Origin of the sequence: Paenibacillus sp. FSL E2-0151 (assembly GCF_037993015.1) — a bacterium.
GTDB lineage: Bacteria > Bacillota > Bacilli > Paenibacillales > Paenibacillaceae > Paenibacillus > Paenibacillus amylolyticus.
The window spans coordinates 2578765-2600836 of record NZ_CP150308.1; the positions used below are offsets into that span (position 1 = coordinate 2578765).

At 44.6% G+C, this 22072-nt stretch carries 21 protein-coding genes; all 21 read left to right on the forward strand.

Going from position 1 to position 22072, the window contains the following annotated elements; translation table 11 throughout:
* Window positions 1–228: 228 nt before the first annotated feature.
* The 21 genes from MHI55_RS11890 (at window position 229) to flgG (ending at window position 22021) form a co-directional block, all read left to right on the forward strand.
* Window positions 229–684, forward strand: coding sequence for a MarR family transcriptional regulator (locus MHI55_RS11890; RefSeq protein ID WP_036609387.1), 456 nt, complete (start codon window positions 229–231; stop codon window positions 682–684).
* A 243-nt stretch (window positions 685–927) separates the two neighbouring features.
* A complete protein-coding gene (gene sucC, locus MHI55_RS11895) occupies window positions 928–2088 on the forward strand; it encodes an ADP-forming succinate--CoA ligase subunit beta (RefSeq protein ID WP_036609384.1) in 1161 nt (386 codons plus the stop codon).
* 63 nt (window positions 2089–2151) lie between these two features.
* Window positions 2152–3081 (forward strand): succinate--CoA ligase subunit alpha, encoded by a 930-nt coding sequence (gene sucD / locus MHI55_RS11900; protein WP_074094556.1) that lies wholly within the window; start codon window positions 2152–2154, stop codon window positions 3079–3081.
* A gap of 244 nt (window positions 3082–3325) precedes the next feature.
* On the forward strand, window positions 3326–4456 hold the full coding sequence (gene dprA / locus MHI55_RS11905; RefSeq protein WP_076249821.1) for a DNA-processing protein DprA: 1131 nt from the start codon (window positions 3326–3328) through the stop codon (window positions 4454–4456).
* A 116-nt stretch (window positions 4457–4572) separates the two neighbouring features.
* Window positions 4573–6672 (forward strand): type I DNA topoisomerase, encoded by a 2100-nt coding sequence (gene topA, locus MHI55_RS11910; RefSeq protein ID WP_047842473.1) that lies wholly within the window; start codon window positions 4573–4575, stop codon window positions 6670–6672.
* A gap of 62 nt (window positions 6673–6734) precedes the next feature.
* Complete coding sequence (gene trmFO, locus MHI55_RS11915) at window positions 6735–8072, forward strand: FADH(2)-oxidizing methylenetetrahydrofolate--tRNA-(uracil(54)-C(5))-methyltransferase TrmFO (protein WP_036609377.1); 1338 nt, start codon at window positions 6735–6737, stop codon at window positions 8070–8072.
* A gap of 26 nt (window positions 8073–8098) precedes the next feature.
* Window positions 8099–8641 carry an ATP-dependent protease subunit HslV gene (gene hslV / locus MHI55_RS11920; RefSeq protein ID WP_017689194.1) on the forward strand — a complete coding sequence of 181 codons (543 nt, stop codon included), beginning with the start codon at window positions 8099–8101 and terminating at the stop codon, window positions 8639–8641.
* Between the two features lie 116 nt (window positions 8642–8757).
* Window positions 8758–10158 (forward strand): ATP-dependent protease ATPase subunit HslU, encoded by a 1401-nt coding sequence (gene hslU, locus MHI55_RS11925; protein WP_047842474.1) that lies wholly within the window; start codon window positions 8758–8760, stop codon window positions 10156–10158.
* A gap of 987 nt (window positions 10159–11145) precedes the next feature.
* Entirely contained in the window at window positions 11146–11553 is a 408-nt protein-coding gene (gene flgB / locus MHI55_RS11930) for a flagellar basal body rod protein FlgB (protein ID WP_036609373.1), read from the forward strand.
* Window positions 11554–11559: 6 nt separating this feature from the next.
* Window positions 11560–12009, forward strand: a complete 450-nt coding sequence (flgC, locus tag MHI55_RS11935; RefSeq protein WP_017689191.1) for a flagellar basal body rod protein FlgC — start codon at window positions 11560–11562, stop codon at window positions 12007–12009.
* A gap of 58 nt (window positions 12010–12067) precedes the next feature.
* A complete protein-coding gene (gene fliE, locus MHI55_RS11940) occupies window positions 12068–12379 on the forward strand; it encodes a flagellar hook-basal body complex protein FliE (RefSeq protein WP_017689190.1) in 312 nt (103 codons plus the stop codon).
* A gap of 137 nt (window positions 12380–12516) precedes the next feature.
* Window positions 12517–14100, forward strand: coding sequence for a flagellar basal-body MS-ring/collar protein FliF (fliF, locus tag MHI55_RS11945; RefSeq protein WP_282321925.1), 1584 nt, complete (start codon window positions 12517–12519; stop codon window positions 14098–14100).
* Window positions 14101–14111: 11 nt separating this feature from the next.
* Window positions 14112–15128, forward strand: a complete 1017-nt coding sequence (gene fliG, locus MHI55_RS11950) for a flagellar motor switch protein FliG (RefSeq protein WP_036609368.1) — start codon at window positions 14112–14114, stop codon at window positions 15126–15128.
* A complete protein-coding gene (locus MHI55_RS11955; protein WP_340390108.1) occupies window positions 15121–15984 on the forward strand; it encodes a FliH/SctL family protein in 864 nt (287 codons plus the stop codon). Before fliG ends, MHI55_RS11955 begins: the two co-directional genes overlap by 8 nt.
* Window positions 15971–17290: a flagellar protein export ATPase FliI gene (fliI, locus tag MHI55_RS11960; protein ID WP_036609365.1), complete on the forward strand. Its 1320-nt coding sequence runs from the start codon at window positions 15971–15973 to the stop codon at window positions 17288–17290. Before MHI55_RS11955 ends, fliI begins: the two co-directional genes overlap by 14 nt.
* Window positions 17291–17301: 11 nt before the next feature.
* A complete protein-coding gene (gene fliJ, locus MHI55_RS11965; RefSeq protein ID WP_036670362.1) occupies window positions 17302–17754 on the forward strand; it encodes a flagellar export protein FliJ in 453 nt (150 codons plus the stop codon).
* A 43-nt stretch (window positions 17755–17797) separates the two neighbouring features.
* A complete protein-coding gene (locus MHI55_RS11970; RefSeq protein WP_091017300.1) occupies window positions 17798–18739 on the forward strand; it encodes a DUF4088 family protein in 942 nt (313 codons plus the stop codon).
* A gap of 39 nt (window positions 18740–18778) precedes the next feature.
* Complete coding sequence (locus MHI55_RS11975; RefSeq protein ID WP_338708467.1) at window positions 18779–20167, forward strand: flagellar hook-length control protein FliK; 1389 nt, start codon at window positions 18779–18781, stop codon at window positions 20165–20167.
* A 19-nt stretch (window positions 20168–20186) separates the two neighbouring features.
* On the forward strand, window positions 20187–20744 hold the full coding sequence (locus tag MHI55_RS11980; RefSeq protein ID WP_047842480.1) for a flagellar hook capping FlgD N-terminal domain-containing protein: 558 nt from the start codon (window positions 20187–20189) through the stop codon (window positions 20742–20744).
* Window positions 20741–21124 (forward strand): TIGR02530 family flagellar biosynthesis protein, encoded by a 384-nt coding sequence (locus tag MHI55_RS11985; protein WP_076249816.1) that lies wholly within the window; start codon window positions 20741–20743, stop codon window positions 21122–21124. Before MHI55_RS11980 ends, MHI55_RS11985 begins: the two co-directional genes overlap by 4 nt.
* 81 nt (window positions 21125–21205) lie before the next feature.
* Window positions 21206–22021: a flagellar basal body rod protein FlgG gene (flgG, locus tag MHI55_RS11990; protein ID WP_237175959.1), complete on the forward strand. Its 816-nt coding sequence runs from the start codon at window positions 21206–21208 to the stop codon at window positions 22019–22021.
* Window positions 22022–22072: the final 51 nt, after the last annotated feature.

The following is a 22072-nucleotide window of genomic DNA, read 5'->3' on the forward strand; positions in this document are numbered from 1 at the left end:
AGAAAGCGTGAATCTGTTCGATGGACTTATCTATTATTGTTGTTAAATCATGGGGATGAACTGCTGATTATCTTTATGTTTTACACAATCTAATTTATCATAATTAAATTGAATAGTAAAATCATTTGTGCTCAATTATTCTGTTTTTTTTCTATTTTGTGATAGTATAGATCTATAGTTCCTGTATTATTAGGAATAGATTGCACAATAGGCAGGTGAGAAAGACATATGCAGACTGACAGTTTGAAGCTGGATAACCAATTATGCTTTGCCATATATGCTTGTTCACGTGAGATTACGAAGATGTACCAGCCTTATCTGGAGGTACTTGGCGTAACGTATTCCCAGTATTTGGTGTTGATGGTTTTGTGGGAACGTGAAGAATGTACGGTTAAGGAGATCGGGGAGGCTCTCTATCTCGATTCGGGAACGTTGACACCACTTCTCAAACGTTTGCAGTCAGCAGGACTTATTAATCGCGAACGCTCGGCTCAGGACGAACGAAAAGTATTAATTACACTAACCGACTCGGGCCGTGAGTTGCGGAACAAGGCATTATCCATACCTGAATCCATTCAGGGAGATGCATGTTTGAACAGCACAGAGTTTGAAACATTGCTGGGTCAGTTCAAAGGATTGCTGGAGAAAGTTCACGAAACCAACACCAACGCAGCCAAAAAATAAAATCTAGTTTTACATCAAGGAAACCTCAGTTTTTATCTGGGGTTTTTTCCATATATACCCAAGCATTCACAATATGGGATCATACTCATATCAAAATACTGTCTATTAACCATTAGTTTTTTAAGGAAAGCGTTTTAAAAACGTGTTACAATGAATTGGGCTTGAGTGAAAATAGTCAACATTTGTCTTTTGTTAGTCTACCAACCCGCCTTGTTGCAGTCATGTTGATAGGAGGATTCGAGAATGAATATCCATGAATATCAAGGAAAAGAAGTACTGAAACAGTATGGAGTTACCGTTCCAAACGGAAAGGTTGCTTATACAGTCGATGAAGCGGTCGCGGCCGCTGAGGCATTGGGCAGTCCAGTGACTGTTGTCAAAGCACAGATTCACGCAGGTGGCCGGGGTAAAGCCGGCGGCGTAAAAGTGGCAAAGAGTACGGATGAAGTTCGTGCCTATGCTTCCGAAATTCTGGGCAAAGTATTGGTAACACACCAGACTGGACCAGAAGGTAAAGAAGTGAAACGTCTTCTGATTGAAGAAGGATGCGATATCCGCAAAGAGTATTATGTGGGTGTTGTTGTGGACCGTGCCACAGGCCGTGTAGTTATGATGGCTTCCGAAGAAGGCGGTACTGAGATTGAAGAAGTAGCTGAAGCTACACCTGAGAAAATTTTCAAAGAAATCATTGACCCTGCCATTGGATTGCAAGTGTTCCAGGCCCGTAAACTGGCCTACAGCATTAAGATTCCAAATGAACTGGTGAACAAAGCTGTTAAGTTCATGCTCGCGCTGTACACTGCATTTGTCGAAAAAGATTGCTCTATTGCAGAGATCAATCCTCTCGTTGTTACCGGAGATGGAAACGTTATCGCGCTAGATGCGAAATTAAACTTTGACTCCAACGCCCTGTTCCGTCACAAAGACATTTTGGAACTGCGTGACCTGGATGAAGAGGATGAAAAAGAAATCGAAGCTTCCAAATACGACCTCAGCTACATAGCACTTGATGGCAACATCGGCTGTATGGTCAATGGTGCGGGACTTGCGATGGCAACGATGGATATTATTAAATACTACGGTGGAGACCCGGCCAACTTCCTTGACGTTGGGGGCGGTGCAACAACAGAGAAGGTGACTGAAGCATTTAAGATCATCTTATCCGATGCCAAAGTAGCTGGGATCTTTGTTAACATCTTCGGTGGCATCATGCGCTGTGATGTTATCGCCAATGGTGTTGTTGAAGCCGCGAAGCAGCTTGGCCTGACCAAACCGCTGGTTGTTCGTCTTGAAGGAACTAACGTGGAGCTTGGCAAACGTATTCTGGGTGAATCTGGCCTGAATATCGTTCCTGCTGATTCCATGGCCGATGGTGCACAGAAAATTGTTGCCCTCGTAAAATAAGTTCATTCCTTAGTACCGGAGCTGTCCGGGAATTGAAAAATAACCGTAAGGATGTGAAGCAACGTGAGTATTTTGATCGATAAAAATACAAAAGTCATTACGCAAGGCATTACGGGTTCAACGGGAATGTTCCACACGAAGGGCGCATTGGACTACGGAACCCAGATGGTAGGCGGAGTTACACCGGGTAAAGGCGGAACTAATGTGGATATCACGTTGGAAGACGGTACAGTAGCTAGTCTGCCGGTGTTCAACACTGTGCAGGAAGCGAAGGAAGCTACAGGCGCAACAGCGAGCGTCATTTACGTTCCTCCTGCATTTGCAGCAGATTCCATTATGGAAGCTGTTGATGCTGAGCTGGACCTCGTGATCTGTATTACAGAAGGTATTCCGGTTCTTGACATGATCAAGGTTGACCGCTTCATGGAAGGTAAAGATACTGTCCTGATCGGACCAAACTGTCCAGGTGTCATTACACCAGGAGAATGTAAAATTGGTATCATGCCTGGTTACATCCATATGGCAGGGCACGTAGGCGTTGTTTCCCGTAGTGGAACACTTACCTATGAAGCCGTTCATCAACTGACGACACGTGGTATTGGACAATCTTCAGCTGTAGGAATCGGGGGAGACCCTGTAAAAGGCTCGGAGTTCATTGATATCCTCAAACGGTTCAATGAAGATCCACAGACTCATGCGGTCATCATGATTGGTGAGATTGGTGGTACAGCTGAAGAGGATGCTGCAGATTGGGTACGTGAAAACATGACCAAACCGGTTGTTGGCTTTATCGGTGGCGTAACAGCGCCTCCAGGCAAACGGATGGGCCATGCTGGCGCTATTATCTCTGGCGGTAAAGGTACAGCCAAAGAGAAAATTGCTAAGCTGGAATCATGTGGAATCAAAGTAGCACCAACTCCTGCTGAGATGGGTTCGACTTTGGTGAGTGTACTTGAGGAACGCGGTATTTTGAATTTGTGCACGACACATTAATTCTTTTTCGTTATAATAGAAGAAACGGCTCGGAAATGATTTATTTCTGGTAGACCGACTATTATGGTTACGGAAAAGGTAAGCAACCTTTTGTCCTTGAACAGGGCGAAGGGTTGCTTTTTTGCGTTTTTTTTACGGGAAAAGGGGGAGGAATTGTCTCTCATCTGCGTAAACGCTTGCATTCCGTGGTCACTTAACACACAATATGAGGGAAGATCTCTTCCCGCTTTGGGAGGTTTATGGTATGGAAGAAAGATGGATCTTGTTTGGGTTACATGAGATGGAGGGCATTGGCAAGAAAACAATCTCGAAACTGATTCTGGGACAACATGAATTACCCGAACTATTGAATTATGGGGAAAGCGACTGGGTCGCAGCAGGCTTGCGCAAAGATCAAGCTGCACGCTTGGCTAGCCAATTTACTATCGACTGGATCGAGAGTAAAAGAGAACACGTTTACAATCAGGGGATAGAGGTTATTACTTATCTGGATCAGAAATATCCCATATTAATGAAGGAAACCGTTCAGCCTCCCTGGGTAATGTATGCTCGAGGGGATATTAGTTTGCTACACAATTCGTCTATTGCCATGGTAGGAACTCGTATGCCAACGGTGTATGGGCGCAAAGTTGGAGAAAAGCTGGCAGAGCAATTATGCAATGCAGGACTGACGATTGTAAGCGGGCTTGCCCGTGGTATTGATAGCGTATGTCATGAGGCAGTACTACGTGCTAAAGGAAAAACGATTGCAGTATTCGGAACAGGGATTGATAATATATACCCACCCGAAAATACAAGCCTCGCTGAACGAATCGCGGAGACGGGGCTGCTTTTGTCGGAATATCCACCAGGTACGAGAGCACGCCAAGGATTATTTCCGGAACGGAATCGAATCATTGCTGGTCTGACACTGGGAACATTGGTTGTTGAGGCTGACATTCGCAGTGGTTCACTCATTACAGCAGATGCTGCACTTGAAGCAGGCAGGGATGTATTTGCAGTCCCTGGACCGATTACATCGCCGAAAAGTCGGGGAGCACACAATCTTATCCGTCAAGGGGCTAAATTGGTCACTTGTGCAGCAGATGTATTGGAAGAGTATCGATTGGGCTTGCCAAATGCAGAACAACTTCCTTACAATAGAGGACGTTCGACCGTAACAACCGAGCTTTCCGGGCGAGGGATATTCGCTGAGGTTAAGCTCTCTCCAGATGAACAACGTGTGATTTATCTGTTGGAACAGGGAGAACAATCATTGGATCAAATGGTTGAGCTGCTTGGTTGGGATTTTGGACATTTGCATTCAGTTCTGTTATCTTTAATCATAAAAAAGCAGATTAGCCAATTACCAGGCACTAAATACGCGAGGGTATGACCAAGCTACAACCTACGTAGTGCGTGGAAATATATAATTAGCAGAAGTTATTAACTATGCATAAGCTTACAGAAACAGTTTCATGACAGTTTCATGACTGAGAGGAGGATGAACCTATGGCGGATGCACTCGTAATCGTGGAGTCGCCCTCAAAGGCGAAGACGATAGGCAAATATTTAGGCAGCAAGTTCATCGTAAAAGCTTCGATGGGGCATATTCGCGATTTGCCAAAGAGTCAGATTGGCGTTGAGGTAGAGAATGATTTTAATCCGAAATATATTACGATCCGCGGCAAAGGTTCAATTTTGAAAGAACTGAAGGATGCACGGAAGAAAGTGAAAAAAGTGTATCTCGCAGCTGACCCGGATCGCGAAGGTGAGGCTATCGCATGGCATTTGGCCCATGCCCTTGAACTGGACGATACGGCAGATTGCCGGGTAGTATTTAATGAAATTACAAAACAGGCGGTCAAAGATGCGTTCAAAACGCCGCGGAAAATCAATATGGATTTGGTTAACGCGCAGCAGGCAAGACGTATTCTGGATCGGCTCGTTGGATATAAAATTAGTCCGTTATTATGGAAGAAAGTGAAAAAAGGTTTGTCTGCAGGCCGGGTTCAGTCCGTGGCTGTTAAAATCATTTTAGATCGTGAAAATGAAATTGATGATTTTGAGCCGGAAGAATACTGGAGCATTACCGCCAAGCTGACAGCAGACGGCAATCCGTTTGAAGCCAAGTTTCATAAACTGAACGGGGCCAAAACAGAGCTGGGCAGTGAAGCGGAAGTGCAAGCGATCCTGAAACAGATCGAAGGTGCAGACTTTACGATCAAGGAAGTTAAAGAGAAAGAACGGAGCCGTAACCCTTCCGCCCCGTTTACGACAAGTTCGCTGCAACAGGAAGCGGCGCGTAAATTGAATTTCAGAGCTTCCAAGACGATGTCGGTCGCCCAACAACTATATGAAGGTGTAGACCTTGGAAAAGAAGGCACAGTAGGTCTCATCACGTATATGCGTACGGACTCCACACGAATTGCGGCATCTGCACAAGAAGAAGCCAAAGAATATATCGTTGGTAAGTATGGTGAGCCATTTGCACCTGAGACTCCACGAAACTATTCCAAAAAAGCAGCTAATGCTCAGGATGCGCATGAAGCGATTCGTCCAACTTCAATTTTGCGTGACCCTGACTCAATCAAGTCATTCATGAGTCGCGATCAGTTCCGGTTGTATAAACTGGTATGGGAACGTTTTGTAGCGAGCCAAATGTCTTCGGCTATCTTGGATACACTCTCTGTAGATATTGCTGCGGGGGACACCATTTTCCGTGCAGCAGGTTCGAAGGTACGATTCCAAGGTTTCATGAAGGTATATGTTGAAGGAAACGACGATGGTACAACCGATGAAGATCGTCTGTTGCCCCCGTTGAAAAGTGGAGATGTGCTTGAGAAGCAGGAGATTGAGCCAAAACAGCATTTTACACAACCGCCACCACGATATACGGAGGCAAGGTTGGTTAAGACGCTTGAGGAATTGGGTATAGGGCGTCCGAGTACATATGCGCCAACACTGGAGACCATTCAGAAGCGCGGATATGTTGCAATTGAGGAAAAGAAATTCATGCCGACCGAGCTGGGTGAACTGGTCATCGAACAGATGGAAGAGTTTTTCCCTGAAATCCTGAATGTAGAGTTTACCGCGAACATGGAAGGTGATCTTGACCATGTGGAGGAAGGTTCGGAGGATTGGGTCAAAGTACTCGCAGAATTCTATGAATCTTTTGAGAAACGCCTTGAGTTTGCGGAAGAAGAAATGAAAGAAATCGAGATTGAAGACGAAGTATCCGATGAGATCTGTGAGAAGTGCGGCAAACCGCTGGTTTATAAACTCGGACGTTTTGGCAAGTTTCTTGCGTGCTCGGGCTTCCCTGATTGCCGGAATACCAAACCGATTATCAAGGATATCGGCGTGACTTGTCCGAAGTGTAAGGAAGGTCATGTTGTTGAGCGTCGTAGCAAAAAAGGACGTATTTTCTACGGTTGTGACAAATATCCTGAATGTGATTTTGTCTCATGGGACAGACCTTCAGCCAAACCATGTCCAAGTTGCGGATCGCTAATGATTGAAAAGCGGAACAAAAAGGGAGCACGATTGCAGTGTACTTCATGTGATCATCAGGAGCCGGTGGATGAACCGGATGACGAATCAGCAGATTAGTATATATGTGAATCAATACAATTATAGTGAAATATGAAATTGCTTTATGGGGGTAAATGATTTTGACGAATGAACAACAAGTAACCGTTATTGGTGCCGGGCTGGCAGGAACAGAAGCGGCCTGGCAGATTGCAAGTCGCGGCGTACGCGTAAAATTATACGAGATGAGACCTGTTGTGAAAACGCCAGCCCATCATACGGATAAATTTGCAGAACTGGTATGTAGCAACTCGCTGCGTGCGAATGGATTGACCAATGCAGTAGGTGTGTTAAAAGAAGAAATGAGAATGCTCAATTCTCTTGTATTGTCAGCAGCAGACAAACATGCAGTTCCCGCAGGTGGGGCGCTTGCTGTGGACCGGGATGGATTTTCAGGTGAGATTACATCCACGTTGCACCAGCATCCGCTCATCGAAGTGGTGAATGAGGAATTAACTTCTCTGCCGGAAGATGGTATCGTTGTTGTGGCAACGGGTCCGTTGACTTCACCGGCATTGTCTGAGCAAATCAAGGCACTAATGGGTGAAGAATATTTCTACTTCTATGATGCAGCAGCACCGATCATCGAAAAAGATTCAATTGATATGAATAAAGTGTATCTGGCTTCCCGTTATGATAAGGGTGAAGCGGCATATCTGAACTGTCCGATGACAGAAGAAGAGTTTGATGTCTTCTATGAAGCTCTCATTACTGCTGAGGTTGCTCAATTAAAAGAGTTTGAGAAAGAAATCTACTTTGAAGGCTGTATGCCAATCGAAGTGATGATGAAACGCGGGAAACAGACGGCTCTGTTTGGTCCAATGAAACCGGTAGGTCTGGTTAACCCTCATACAGGAGAGTTGCCACATGCGGTTGTTCAGCTTAGACAGGACAATGCAGCTGGAACCCTGTATAACTTGGTGGGCTTCCAGACGCATCTGAAATGGGGAGAACAGAAACGTGTCTTTTCCCTTATTCCTGGACTTGAAAATGCAGAGTTCGTTCGTTATGGCGTAATGCACCGTAATACATTTATTAACTCTCCTAAACTGCTTCTTCCGACGTATCAGTTTAAAGAGCGTCCAAACCTGTTCTTTGCAGGTCAGATGACGGGTGTAGAAGGATATGTGGAATCTGCTGCATCAGGGCTTATTGCCGGCATGAACGCAGCCAAAGCAGCACTTGGGCAGGAACTGGTGGTATTGCCAGTAGAAACAACACTTGGCAGTATGGCTCAGTATATTACAACTGCTGACTTCAAGCACTTCCAACCAATGAACGCAAACTTTGGTTTGTTGCCGAAGCTTGAAACAAAGATTCGTAACAAAAAGGAAAAAAATGAAGCTCTTGCACAGCGTGCACTGGATGGCATTACTAGTTTTGCTGCGGCAGAAGGTCTAACTGTTCCGGAACGCGTATAAATTATTCGTGGGAGGATGCTGATATCATGGATATGTCATTTCATGCTACAACGATCTGTGCTGTTCGTCATAATGGTAAGGCTGCAATCGCAGGAGATGGTCAGGTGACCATGGGCCAAAGTGTTGTGATGAAGAATACAGCCAAGAAGGTAAGACGTTTGTACCGCGGACAGGTTGTTGCTGGCTTTGCTGGTTCTGTGGCGGATGCGATCACCCTGTTTGAGAAATTCGAAGGTAAGCTCGAGGAGCACCATGGTAACTTGCAACGTGCTGCTGTAGAGCTTGCCAAGGATTGGCGTCAGGATCGGATCTTGCGTAAGCTTGAGGCACTGTTGATTGTGATGGACAAATCAGGTATGCTGCTCATTTCAGGCGGCGGGGAGATAATTGAACCGGATGATGACGTTATTGCTATCGGATCAGGTGGAAACTTTGCCTTATCTGCTGCGCGTGCGTTGAAACGTCATGCAGTAAACCTGGAAGCGAAAGATATTGCGCGTGAATCACTTCAGATTGCCTCGGAGCTATGTGTATATACCAATAATAATATTATTGTAGAAGAGTTATAAGCCAAAGAAATCTCCCGTAGTGGAGCATGATTCTGTAATCTGCTCCAGGACGTCTAGGGGATTCTTTGTCCTTGTTAGGAAAAATAAATTCAACATACTGGTAGGAGGGAAGCAATATGAATACTCAAGCGTTAACACCGAGACAGATTGTTGCAGAGCTTGACAAGTATATTGTAGGTCAAAAGAAAGCTAAAAAATCGGTAGCTGTAGCCCTTCGTAATCGATATCGGCGTAGCCTTTTGCCTGAGCACACTCAGGACGACATTGTGCCTAAAAATATCTTGATGATTGGACCTACCGGTGTGGGTAAAACGGAAATCGCCCGTCGCCTTGCTAAACTGGTAGGTGCGCCATTTGTGAAAGTGGAAGCTACCAAGTTCACTGAAGTAGGTTACGTTGGCCGTGACGTTGAATCGATGGTGCGTGATCTGATTGAGACATCACTGCGGATGGTGAAGCTGGAGCGGACTGAAAAAGTGAAGGACAAAGCTGAAGAAGCTGCCAATGAGCGAATTGTACATATTTTGGCTCCTTCACAGTCTAAGTCCAAGAGTCAGCGTAATCCCTTTGAGATGATCTTTGGTAATAATGGCAACAACGTTCAGGAACAGGATGAGCCAGAACCAGATACCGGGGTTGCCGAACGCCGCCGTAAGATCAAGTTTGATCTGTTGTCCGGCAAGTTGGAGGATGACATCATTGAGATTGATGTCGAAGACACTGCGCCTAACATGATGGACATGTTTGCTGGTCAAGGTAATGATCAGATGGGCATGAACATGCAGGAGATGTTTGGTAGCTTGTTGCCTCGTCGTACGAAAAAGCGCAAGCTCGCTATCAAAGAAGCTCGCAAAGTGTTGATCCAGGAAGAAGCAGGCAAATTGATCGATATGGATGATGTTACACAAGAGTCCATTCGCCGGGCGGAGCAGACAGGTATCATTTTCATAGATGAAATCGACAAGGTTGCCAGTCAAGGACGCGGTAGTGGACCCGATGTATCCCGTGAGGGTGTGCAACGTGACATTCTGCCTATCGTAGAGGGCTCTACAGTGATGACGAAATATGGCCCTGTCAAAACGGATTATATTCTGTTTATGGCAGCTGGCGCATTCCATGTCGCCAAACCCTCTGATTTGATTCCTGAGCTTCAGGGACGCTTCCCAATTCGTGTGGAACTAAGCAGTCTAACACTGGAGGAGTTTGTATCCATTCTGACTGAACCCCAAAATGCACTGACCAAGCAGTATGTTGATCTGTTGCGCACAGAGAATATTGAGATTGAGTTCTCGGATGAGGCTATTCGCGAGATTGCCAAATTGGCTGAATCCGTCAATCAAAATACAGAAAATATAGGTGCACGTCGATTGCATACGATTCTTGAGAAGCTTTTGGAGGATTTATCCTTTGAGGCACCTGAGCTTACACTGGAACGTATGGTGATTACTCCGGAGTATGTCCGGGAGAAATTAAATGATATTGCGCTTGATCGTGATTTGAGTCAGTATATCCTGTAACATGCGGCTGCGGCTAGTAATGTAGTTGTTAAAATGATGTTATAAATGAACGGTATGCAAGAGAGTAGAGAACATTTGTGTGATCGACAAAGGGAAGCGATCCTTTAACGAATCACAAAGGCCCTCTTACTTAACGCATATCGTTTATTTTTGTTTCTATCTAAAGGATTTTGATGTTACAACCGATAAAAGATGTGTGGTTGTTATACGGATCGACAAAACCTAGGACTTGTGCCGCATGTATCCGGAGTTAAAACCTATCGGAGTGGTAGTTATTCTTCCATTCCATACCCAATGATTCCCATTAAAAGAATTTTCCTTATTCCAAGTCTGGTCATCGGTTTAGTCGACAGATTGGTAAATGTTGCGTAAATGCGCAAAATGATGAATTGTTGAAAAGTTTGAAGCCACTAATTGTTTTCTTAAAATTAAAATATATAGACCCCACTGAATTGTTAAGAAAGTGTTGTGTGGGCAAGACGAGTTTTCTTTATTCTTGAAAGATAATTTGTCAATTGATTAATATACAGCTTTGTATGTATACCTATCATATTGTCCTTAAACCCTTAGTATGACGGCAAAAAATTCTAACATTATCAACTATGAAATATTCGGAAATATACATAATTACGGGCGTTATAAGCTCATGTTGAGACTCGAAATTTTTTTTTTATTTTAAGAATGTATAAGAACAATAAGGGAGAGTATTAACATACTTTTGTTTTGGGCCCCAACATTTACGAAAAAATTCATAATTTGCAGAAAATACACAAAAAGCCCCGTCTTTCAGAAAAGATAGGGCTTTTTTCTTATTGTAATAAATCCCAAACTCGAAGAAACTTATGTTATACGACAACATCAGAGTTAATTCTACTTAAGTCCTAGAAAACCGTGTAAAGACGAATATTTTTGTCGAAAAAAACATAAGAATTTTCAAGGGAAAAGATACAATCTTTTTCCATAACTTCTAAAGAGAGGAGGGAGATTGTGAATCTTTTAAACGATATCAGCTTTAAAAGATTGCAAGGTGCACTCGATGCGTCCAATATCAGACAACGAACAATTGCTGACAACATCGCGAACGCCGATACTCCGTATTTCAAGCGCTCGGACGTTTCTTTTGAAGAAATGTTGCAAGGGCAAATGAATGGAGATATGCCTGTTCTTAAGGGTAAATTAACTGATGCAAGGCATTTTGTCATAGGTCCTTCCTCTTCCGTACCCACGCCAGTAGTTAATATGGACCAGTCAACCTCCATGAATAACAACGAAAACAATGTCGATATAGACAGAGAAATGAGTCTTCTGGCGGAGAATCAGTTACGTTATAACGCTTATATTCAGCAAGTGAACGAACAAATTAAAATCATGCGTGTTGGCGTGGAAGGGAGATAACCTAAATTGAACATTAGTAATAGTTTTAGTATCAGTAGCTCAGCTCTGACAGCCCAACGGTTGCGGATGGACGTAATATCTTCCAACATTGCCAACGCAGAGACTACACGCGCGAGCGTATCCAATGGTGAAGCGGTCCCTTACAAACGTAAAATGGTTGTGCTTGAGCCGAATAAAACGTCATTTGGTACGATGCTGCAAAATCAGATGAGAGGTAGCGGTTCAGGAGATGGCGTAAGAGTAACGGAGATTCGCGAGGATCAGTCACCTCTGAAGCCTGTGTATGACCCTTCTCATCCGGATGCAAACGCAGAAGGATATGTATTTATGCCTAATGTGGATATTGCGAAAGAAATGGTCGACATGATCTCTGCTTCGCGTTCATATGAAGCAAACGTAACAGCACTGAATTCAACCAAAGCGATGATCTCCAAAGCTTTGGAGATTGGAAGATAATCTGCTTAAAAATGAAAATAAGAAAAATACAAACCAGGGATGAAGGGGAGGGACATTAATGATTCAGAACAACATGTTTAGCACACAGGGGATACAACCGCTACAGATGAAGAGTGCAACCGAAAGTAAGCCTTCTACACCAGCCGAAACCATTCAGAGCTTCGGTACATACTTACAGAATGCATTAGGGTCCGTTGCAGCACAGGAGGCTCAATCGCATGAAATGTCGAATCAATTTTTGGTCGGCAAAGCGAATGTGGATCAAGTGATGATTGCTTCAGAACAGGCCTTGTTAAGCCTACAACTCACAACTCAAGTCCGAAACAAAGTGGTCGAAGCATACCAAGAAGTTATGCGAACGCAGTTATAAAATAACCTACTTGCGCTTCGATAATAGCGCTGATCATTACAACAAAGCAGCTGCGATGCTGCTCCTGATCGTCAACCTATGAAACGGCTAGGGTTGAGTAAGGACAGACTAAGCAAAGTTTCGGATGGGGTGACAGAGTGAATGAGAGAATCGCCCAGTACAGGGATAAGGCATCCCAGTATTGGAATAGTTTTAGCAAAAAGCAAAAAGTATTATTTATATCCACCTTCCTGTTCCTGATTTTGGCTGCAGTTGTACTCACGATGCAATTGTCCAAAACGGAATATGAAGTTGCTTTTACAGATTTGAATGCAAGTGATTCAGCGGGCGTGATCAGTTATCTCGATTCATCTAGCATTCCATACAAATTAAGTTCAGATGGCAAGACCATATCCGTACCGAGTACAAGTGTTGCAATTGCAAAGGTGAATGTTGGATCTCAAGGGATTATTCAGAATGGTTCATTAGGGTATAAGTCATTCGAGGAGTCATCATCCCCCATCGGGATGACGGATAAAGAGTTTGATGTAAAGTACAACAATGCTATAAACGGAGAAGTTGAACAGTTACTTCAGCGGATGCAAGGGATACAGGATGCTAAAGTACTCGTGAATATGCCGAAAGATAACATCTTTGCTGGTTTAGAAGAACAAGACAAAGCATCAGCATCGGTAGCTCTCCAATTCAAACCGGGTTATCATCCAAATCAGGCAGCGGTAGATGGCTACTTTAACTTGGTTAAGACTGCAATTCCTAATCTGCCTGTTGAGAACATCACAATTACAAACACAGATGAAGCAGAATTGATCCCAACTGCCCGAGGTGGCAGTGGCGGGTTGTCTTCCGAAGTTCAAGAGAACATGGCACTACAGAAAAAGTTTGAAAACGATGTCCGTAATAACGTAAAACAATTCCTTTCCCAGATTGTAGGCGAAGACAAAGTTAATGTATTGGTAGCCTCCAAGCTTAATTTTGACAAAGAAACACGTAAGGAAAATCTGGTCACACCTGTTGATGTAGATAATATGAAAGGCATCGAGATCAGTGTGCAGGAGATTCAAAAGAGTTACACTGGCGCAAGCAATCCAACAGGTGGTGTTGCTGGCACAGGACAAGAGGAAGTTCCGGGTTACCCATCATCTGATGCAACCGGTAACTCTACCTCCGAAGAATCATCAAGCACTATAAACTACGATGTTAATCGGATTGCCAAGGATATTATTTCCAGTCCGTATACTGTAAAAGACTTAACCATTAACGTTGCGGTTGAACCACCGAATGGAGAAACAGAATTACAGGGACCGGTTCAGGACGCAATTGAGAATATTTTGGTTAACATTGTTCGTGCTTCACTGGCAGACTCAGGCACTATAATAAGTGACGCCGATCTGACAAAGAAAGTTTCAGTTATGTCACAAGGCTTCCAGACTGCCTCTGCAGACAATACAGGTTTCCAGCTTTCCTCAACGATGATGTGGGGTGGAGGCGCACTCATAGCGGCATTGATCGCAGCGGTAGTTATTTTGTTAGTACGCCGTCGCCGCAAACAAAACGAAGTCGAAGAAGAAGAGATTCCTCTTCCAATAGCAACAGAGTTCCCGTCCATTACGCTGGACAGTGTAACGAACGAAAGTCAGGTGCGCAAACAATTGGAGAGTTTGGCCAAGAAAAAGCCAGACGAATTCGTCAATCTGCTGCGTACATGGCTGGCTGACGAATAGAGGTGAGCGCATTGGCAAAGGCAAGCAGTCAAGGTTTGACTGGCAAACAAAAAGCAGCAATATTGTTGATTACATTAGGTCCGGAAGTATCGGCTCAGATCTTCAAACATCTGCGTGACGAAGAGATCGAGCAACTTACGTTGGAGATTGCCAACGTTCGCAAGGTTGATTCTTCCGAAAAGGATATGATCATGGCCGAGTTTCACCAGATCTGTCTGGCGCAGGAATATATCTCTCAGGGCGGTATCAATTACGCCAGAGAAATCCTGGAAAAAGCTCTGGGTTCATCAAAAGCACTTGAAGTCATTAATCGTTTGACAGCTACGCTGCAAGTCAGACCATTTGACTTTGCGCGCAAAGCAGATCCGAATCAAATTTTGAACTTTATTCAGAATGAAAGCCCGCAAACGATTGCCCTGGTTCTGTCTTACCTGCAATTCGAACAGGCAGCAGCGATTCTATCATCCTTGCCACAAGAGAAACAGGCAGATGTCGCTCGCCGGGTGGCTGTTATGGATAGTACTTCGCCAGAAGTTATCTCTCAAGTGGAGCGGGTTCTGGAACAGAAGTTATCCTCTACCGTAACGCAGGATTACACCAATGCAGGTGGTATAGAATCGATCGTTCAGATTCTGAACGGAGTCGATCGGGGTACAGAACGTACCATTTTGGACTCGCTTGAAATTCAGGATCCAGAGCTTGCAGAGGAAATCAAAAAACGCATGTTTGTATTCGAAGATATCGTCAATGTGGATGATCGTTCGATTCAGCGTATTATTCGGGATATCGACAACGCAGATTTGCAGCTGGCGCTCAAAGTGGCAAGCGAAGAAGTTCGGGATGCCGTGTTCCGGAATATGTCGAAACGGATGTCCGAAACATTCAAAGAAGAGATGGAATTCATGGGACCTGTGCGATTGCGTGATGTTGAGGAAGCTCAGACTCGTATCGTAGGAACGATACGCAGATTGGAAGAAGCCGGTGAGATCATTATCGCACGTGGTGGAGGAGATGATATCATTGTCTAATTTGATTAAATCTTTCCAGTATGTACCGGTTGATGACCGTAAAAAACTTGAAAATCATCATCATTATGGTGGTGCTGAGGAGTCTGAAACGGAATTAAGTGGTGTGAGTGCTGAAGGTTCTGAAGTTGAAACACTTCAAGCACGCGTGGACGAAGAAACACAACGTCTCACCGCAGAGATGCTGGAAGATGCCAAGGAGTTTGCAGAAAAGCAAGTACGTGAAGCTTCGGAAGAAGCAGAGCGCATGCTTCAAGAGGCCCGTGAACAGATCGACAGCTGGTGGCAGGAACAACGGCAACAGGATGAACATCTGACCGAAGCACTTCGTTCACAAGGTTTCCAACAGGGTTTTGAAGAAGGCAAAGTACAAGCTGAACTGGATCTCCAGGTGCAGATCGAAAAGATGATGAATGAAGCCCAGGAAGTGCTCAAGGAAGCTTATGTAGCTAAAGATCAGATCATTCAGGAAGCCGAACCGTTCCTCGTGGAGCTCGCTTGCGGGATCGCTGAGAAAGTCATTGATAAGCAACTTACCATTGAACCCGATCATACATTGGAACTGATTCGTCAGAGTTTGTCACGTAAACGGGAGCAGGGTTTGATCACACTCTGTGTGGCACCTGATCAGTTTACATTTGTACAGGCAGCTCGTGAAGAATTGTCTCTGTCCATTGACTCTCAGGCAGAATTGCAGATTTTGCCTGATTCAACGGTCAAAGATAAGGGATGTGTCATTCGTTCTTCGTTTGGAAGTGTAGATGCGAGAATTGATACACAGCTTGCTGAGATTAAAAAAGAACTGGTCCGCATAGCACTTGAGGATGAGGAGCGAAAAAATCAACATGAAGGTTCTTAGTTCACAGCGATATATGGAACATTTGCGCCAATTCGATCCTGTTCGTATTAACGGCAAAGTTACTCAGGTCATTGGTCTTATGGTGGAGTCAGAAGGGCCAGATGCAAGTATCGGTGACGTATGTTATATCTATCCTGGGAAATCGGCCAAGCCTCTTCAGGCCGAAGTTGTTGGGTTTCGAGATAACAAAGTGCTGCTCATGCCACTGGGTGAACTTCAATCCATCGGTCCTGGTTGTGATGTAGTAGGTACGGGTAAACCACTCGGCGTTCAGGTAGGCTCCGAATTGCTCGGTAAAGTATTGGACGGACTTGGACAACCGCTGGACGGTTCCCTCCTTCCATCCAGAATGCCGATGTACTCTACCTCCAATACCCCGGTGAATCCAATGGATCGTCCACGTGTACTTGAAACGATGGGTGTTGGTGTAAGAGCTATCGACGGATTGTTGACCGTAGGTAAGGGACAGCGTGTAGGTATTTTTGCCGGTTCTGGTGTTGGTAAGAGTACATTGATGGGCATGATTGCTCGTAATACAGCAGCAGATGTCAATGTCATCGCGCTTGTGGGTGAGCGTGGACGTGAGGTGCGCGACTTTATTGAACGGGATCTGGGTCCGGAAGGACTGGAACGCTCCGTAGTCATTGTTGCAACTTCAGATCAGCCTGCCCTGATTCGGATTAAGGGAGCAGTTATTGCGACCACTATTGCAGAGTATTTCCGAGATCGTGGAATGAACGTGATGCTCATGATGGATTCGGTAACTCGATATGCGATGGCACAAAGGGAAGTTGGTCTGGCCGTAGGTGAACCTCCGGCAATGAGAGGATATACGCCATCGGTTTTTGCAAGTTTGCCCAAACTGCTTGAACGGGCAGGCACAGGGCCTACGGGTTCGATTACAGCCTTTTACACCGTTCTGGTTGATGGAGATGACATGAATGAACCGATCGCGGATGCGGTAAGGGGTATTCTGGATGGACACATTGTATTAAATCGATCCATTGCAAATAAAGGTCATTTTCCGGCGATTGATGTGTTAGCCAGCATAAGCCGTGTTATGAAGGATATTGCTCCAGAAGAGCAGTTGGAAGCCGTTAATAATATGAAACGTTTGATGGCTGTGTACAAAGAATCGGAAGATTTGATCAATATTGGAGCTTACCAGCGGGGATCAAATGCAGCCATAGATGAATCGATAGACCAGATTGATAGTATATGGAACTTTACCAAGCAGAAAGTCGACGAGAAAGTCACTTTAAGTGAAGTACAGGAACGTTTGATTCTTGAATTTGCAAGGAGATGAATGGGTAAACGATGAAATTTCGATATCATTTCCAGAAAGTTGTTGACCTGAAGAGTAATGAAAAAACACAGGCAGAGTGGATGTTATCCACAGCGATCGGTAAACTTCAGACGGAGGAAGAACATCTGATACAACTTCTTAATGATAGAAGTAATCTGATCGGCATTATCCAATCTGCTACGGAAAATACAGCGTCTGTAAACAGTCTGCAGGAGATGCAGCGTTATGTACATCACCTTGACGAGTGCATTTCACGCAAAAACAGTGATGTTAAACATGCTCAGGTCAATGTGCAACGGAATCAGACGTTTCTGAACGGTAAGATGGTTGATGAAAAAGTATGGCTTGGAGCGAGAGACAAGGCCAAGATCAAATTTCAGCAGGAGATGCTCCTCCGGGAACAGAACGATCTGGACGAGATGGCTACTGTACGCTTCGCTGCCAAAGCCGGACGCGCGAATTGATGTGAGCCGGACGCGAAGTTGTCTCGTGAAGGAGGAATGAACGATGGCTGTTAAAGATGATAGCGACATGGAAAAAGAGTCGGGAGGCGGTTGGGAAAAGTTTCTCATGATTTCTATCCCGATTGTATTCACCGTGGTATTACTAGGTGTACTACTTACGCTATTTAATGTAGATATTCGTAATAATTTGTTTGAATTCGCCAACAAGATACCGGTAGTTAAGGAATGGGTACCTGATCCTGTACTGGATCCGGAGAAGGAGAAGCTGGAGAAGAGTGAGCAGCAGGTTGAAAGTGCTGAAGCCACAATCGAAAAGCTGAAATCCCAAGTAACTGCCAAAGAAACAGAACTCAAGGCAGCACAGGAAGCAACAACAACTGAAGCAAAGAAGGCCACGGACCTTCAGAAGAAGTTGGATGATGCGGAAAAAGCGGCTGAAACGGCTACAGCAGCAACGCCGGAAACGGAATCTGATTATCAGAAACAAATCAAAGATTTGGCTAAAATGTATGCTGACATGAGCCCAAGCAAAGCTGCACCGATTTTGCAAAATATGACGAATGAGGAAATGGTATTGTTGTTGAATGCCATGCAGTCATCTGCTCGGACCAAGGTGCTTGAAAAGATGGACCCGAAAACAGCAGCCGATGTCACCATGATGATGAAGGATGCTAAACCGTCCGGAGATCTGGCACTGGATGCGCTGCAATCCAGATTGAAGAAAGAAACCGCAGCAACTTCAACTGCATCCACAACCACAAGCAAAAACCTGGATAAAAACCAGCTTAGTCAAACATTTGCTTCGATGTCTGCTTCAAGTGGTGCCAAGCTATTATTGGAAACATACAAGTTAAGTCCTGACAAAACATTGACCATCCTGAATTCAGTAGATGATGCAACACGCTCTCAATTGCTTGAGAACATGTCTTCAGAGGACTCGGTTGAAACTGCAAAAATTTTGAACAGATTAATGGGTAACAAGTAGAACTGATTACTCTGTATAACCGAGAGGAGGTGAAAATAAATGTCGATTGTATATCAAATGGCATCCACAGCATCTGCAAAAGCAACGGGGACAGGTCAGACAACCGGAGCACAATCGAAAGGTTCAGCTGCAGGTGCTAGCGGTGAATTTCTCCAAACTCTTGCACAATCGCTATCTGGAGGAAACACAGAAGGTGATAGTTCAAGCGCTACTGGAAGTTTAACTGCCAATCCGTTGTTGTTTTCCTTTGCTACAAGTGAAGAAGGAGAAGCGGCATCAATCACAGATATACTGAATTCGTTGTTCACGGACTTGGATTCACTTGACGAAGCTTTGGAAAATGACCCAGCTCTACTTGCAGGTTTGCAAACTCTGATTCAACAGATGTATACACAATTAAGTGATCCTTCAGGTACTAATGCAGAAGGTTCCGACGAGTCTTCGAACGGAGCCGAAAGTGTAAAAACAGTACCCGCAATTGAACTGTCGCAGCATCCTGCAGCAGTACGTTTTGTTCTGCAAGATATGCTTACACAATTAGTAGCTGGAATGAATGATCCTGAGAGTAACGTTGCGAAGAACGCTCCTGAATTCAAACATTTGTTACAATCTCTGCAGAGTCAGCTTCAAGAGGCTGGAGTGGATACCACTAGTAACAAAGGATGGACTGAACTGAAATCCATACTGGATACATTGACTGCAGTTAAGGATCAGACTGCACAAGTTGCTCCAAGTACTTCGCTTCAAACATCCAAACAGGATTCGGTCGTACCACAAGTTCTTGTTGCGGCAGTGGCGAATTCTGGATCCCAGGTGAAAGCTGAAGCTGAGACAACATCTGCTTCAAATGCAGGTGGAGAAGTGGAACACTCAACCATCATTACTGCAGGAGAGCTGTCCTTGCGCTCATCAGGTACAACAGCAGGAAAACCGGCTGAACCTGTAATGCAAACATCACAGTTTGCCAAGGAAATGACACAGTTTGTTGTTAACAAGCTGGATATTGTCCAGCAAAAAGGATTTTCCGAGGCGACCATCTCACTTCGGCCTGAGCATCTAGGTAAGTTGGATGTTCAAATTACCTTACAGAACGGGCAGTTGGTTGCACGGTTTATGACTGAGCATACGATGGCTAAAGACATGCTTGAACAACAAATGACGCAGCTGCGTTCATCACTTCAAGCCCAGGGAATTCAAGTGGAACGACTTGAGGTTACCCAGAACAGTTCAATCGGATCACAGATGTATCAGGACGGAGGCCGTCAGCCGGGAAGTAACTCTCAACAACAACGCCGTTCGCGTGAGCGTGAGGAACAATCGGATGATGCTATAGCTACAGCAGGGATTCAAGAAGAATTGCGTAACTGGCGTAGCGAGCAAGTCGAAGGAAATGAATTACAGAGAGATACGTTTAGTGCTGAGGCTTAAACAGAAATGAGGTGAGCATATGGCTAATGAAATTGTTTCAACGAATAATACCTGGCCGAACTATTCGGCAGCCAATAAAGCAACCACAAGTGCCGCAACAAAGGAATTGGGTAAAGATCAGTTTCTAAAAATCCTGATTACCCAGCTGCAAAATCAAGACCCGATGCAGCCGATGGAGGATAAGGAATTTATCGCTCAAATGGCACAGTTCAGCTCAGTGGAACAACTGGTCAATATTTCTACGCAGCTTAAAACATTGAACCAGTCCCTTGGTGCTGTATCCGGTATGATTGGCATGGAGGTAAGTTGGCTTTCTTCTAATAAAGATGATAACGGAACTCTTCGTCAGGGTATTGTAGATTCCATCATTGTAAGAGATAGCGTTCAATACGCAAAAGTGGGCAACGACGAGATTAAGCTGGATGAGATCATTCAGGTGAATTATCCAAAACAGGCAGAAGAGAGTCAAACTCCGGTACAGAACGTTCAGGATGTAACTCCTGAAACGAACGAGAGCCAGGAAGTTGAATCATCCGCTGAAACGGGTGATACGGAAGATAGCGGGAAAACGATATGAGTGATCGCATAACGGTTGGACAATTATACGCAGGCCCGATTACACCGAATATGCTTCAAAGACCCAAAACGGGAGAAGCTTTGGCTATACCCGAAAAACCTTTTGCAAAAGTGCTGGAAGATAACCTTCTGAAATTGAGCAATCATGCTGCCAAACGATTGGAACAGCGTGGTATTGAACTCAAGACTGAGCAAATGGAACAGATTGGTTCTGCTTTGGACAAAGCTGCTGCCAAAGGAGCCAAAGAGTCATTGATTTTAATGCAGGATATGGCTTTTATCGTCAATGTCAAAAATCGTACTGTGGTTACAGCTATGGATAGTGAGAGCATGAAGGATAATGTGTTCACTCAGATTGATAGTGCCGTAATCATTTCTTAACCGGCTGGCCCTTCTCGGGAGCCGGAATGCCGCTGACCGACTGATGCGGTAACCAAATGAAGACTGGGAGGATTTTTAAAAATGATAAAATCAATGTACTCAGGCGTTTCCGGGATGCGGGGTTTCCAAACAAAACTCGACGTAATTGGTAACAATATTGCGAACGTAAACACGGTTGGCTTCAAAGGCAGTCGGGTTATGTTCAAAGATATTATGAGCCAAACAACGGCAGGGGTAACTGCTCCTGGCGATGCAAGTGGTGGTGTCAATGCGAAACAAATCGGTCTTGGTGTAACGGTAGGTTCAATTGATACGCTGCATCTGGCAGGTAGCCCAATGACAACGAATAATCCAACAGATCTTCGGATTAATGGAGATGGATTCTTCTTGGTACGTTTGAGTGAAGATCAGGAAGTACCTTACCTGACTCGTGCAGGGGATTTCCATGTGGATGCTGCACGTAACCTTTTGACTTCGGATGGATTGTTTGTTCTGGATAACGGTGGTGGAAATATTACGATACCGGATGATGTTGTTTCCTTCACGATAGGTCAGGATGGAACAATTAACCAAACCATGGCAGACGGAACCATCGAAGCGGGTCCACAGATTGGAATAGGTAAAGTTGTCAATCCAGAAGGCCTTGAGAAAATTGGGGGCAACTTGTACCGTATGACAGCAAACGCGAATCCGGATGGGGCGCTGGAACCATTAACAGCGAACAGTGCTGAGGACGGAACAGGAGCAATCATTGCTGGACAGCTCGAGATGTCTAACGTGGATCTGACAGGAGAGTTTACTGAGATGATCGTAGCTCAACGTGGATTCCAGGCAAACTCCCGAATCATTACAACGTCGGATGAAATACTTCAGGAAGTTGTTAACCTGAAACGTTAATAACTGATTAATGAATTTTTAAAACGTGGGGGAGCTTGCTCCTCCCACTCT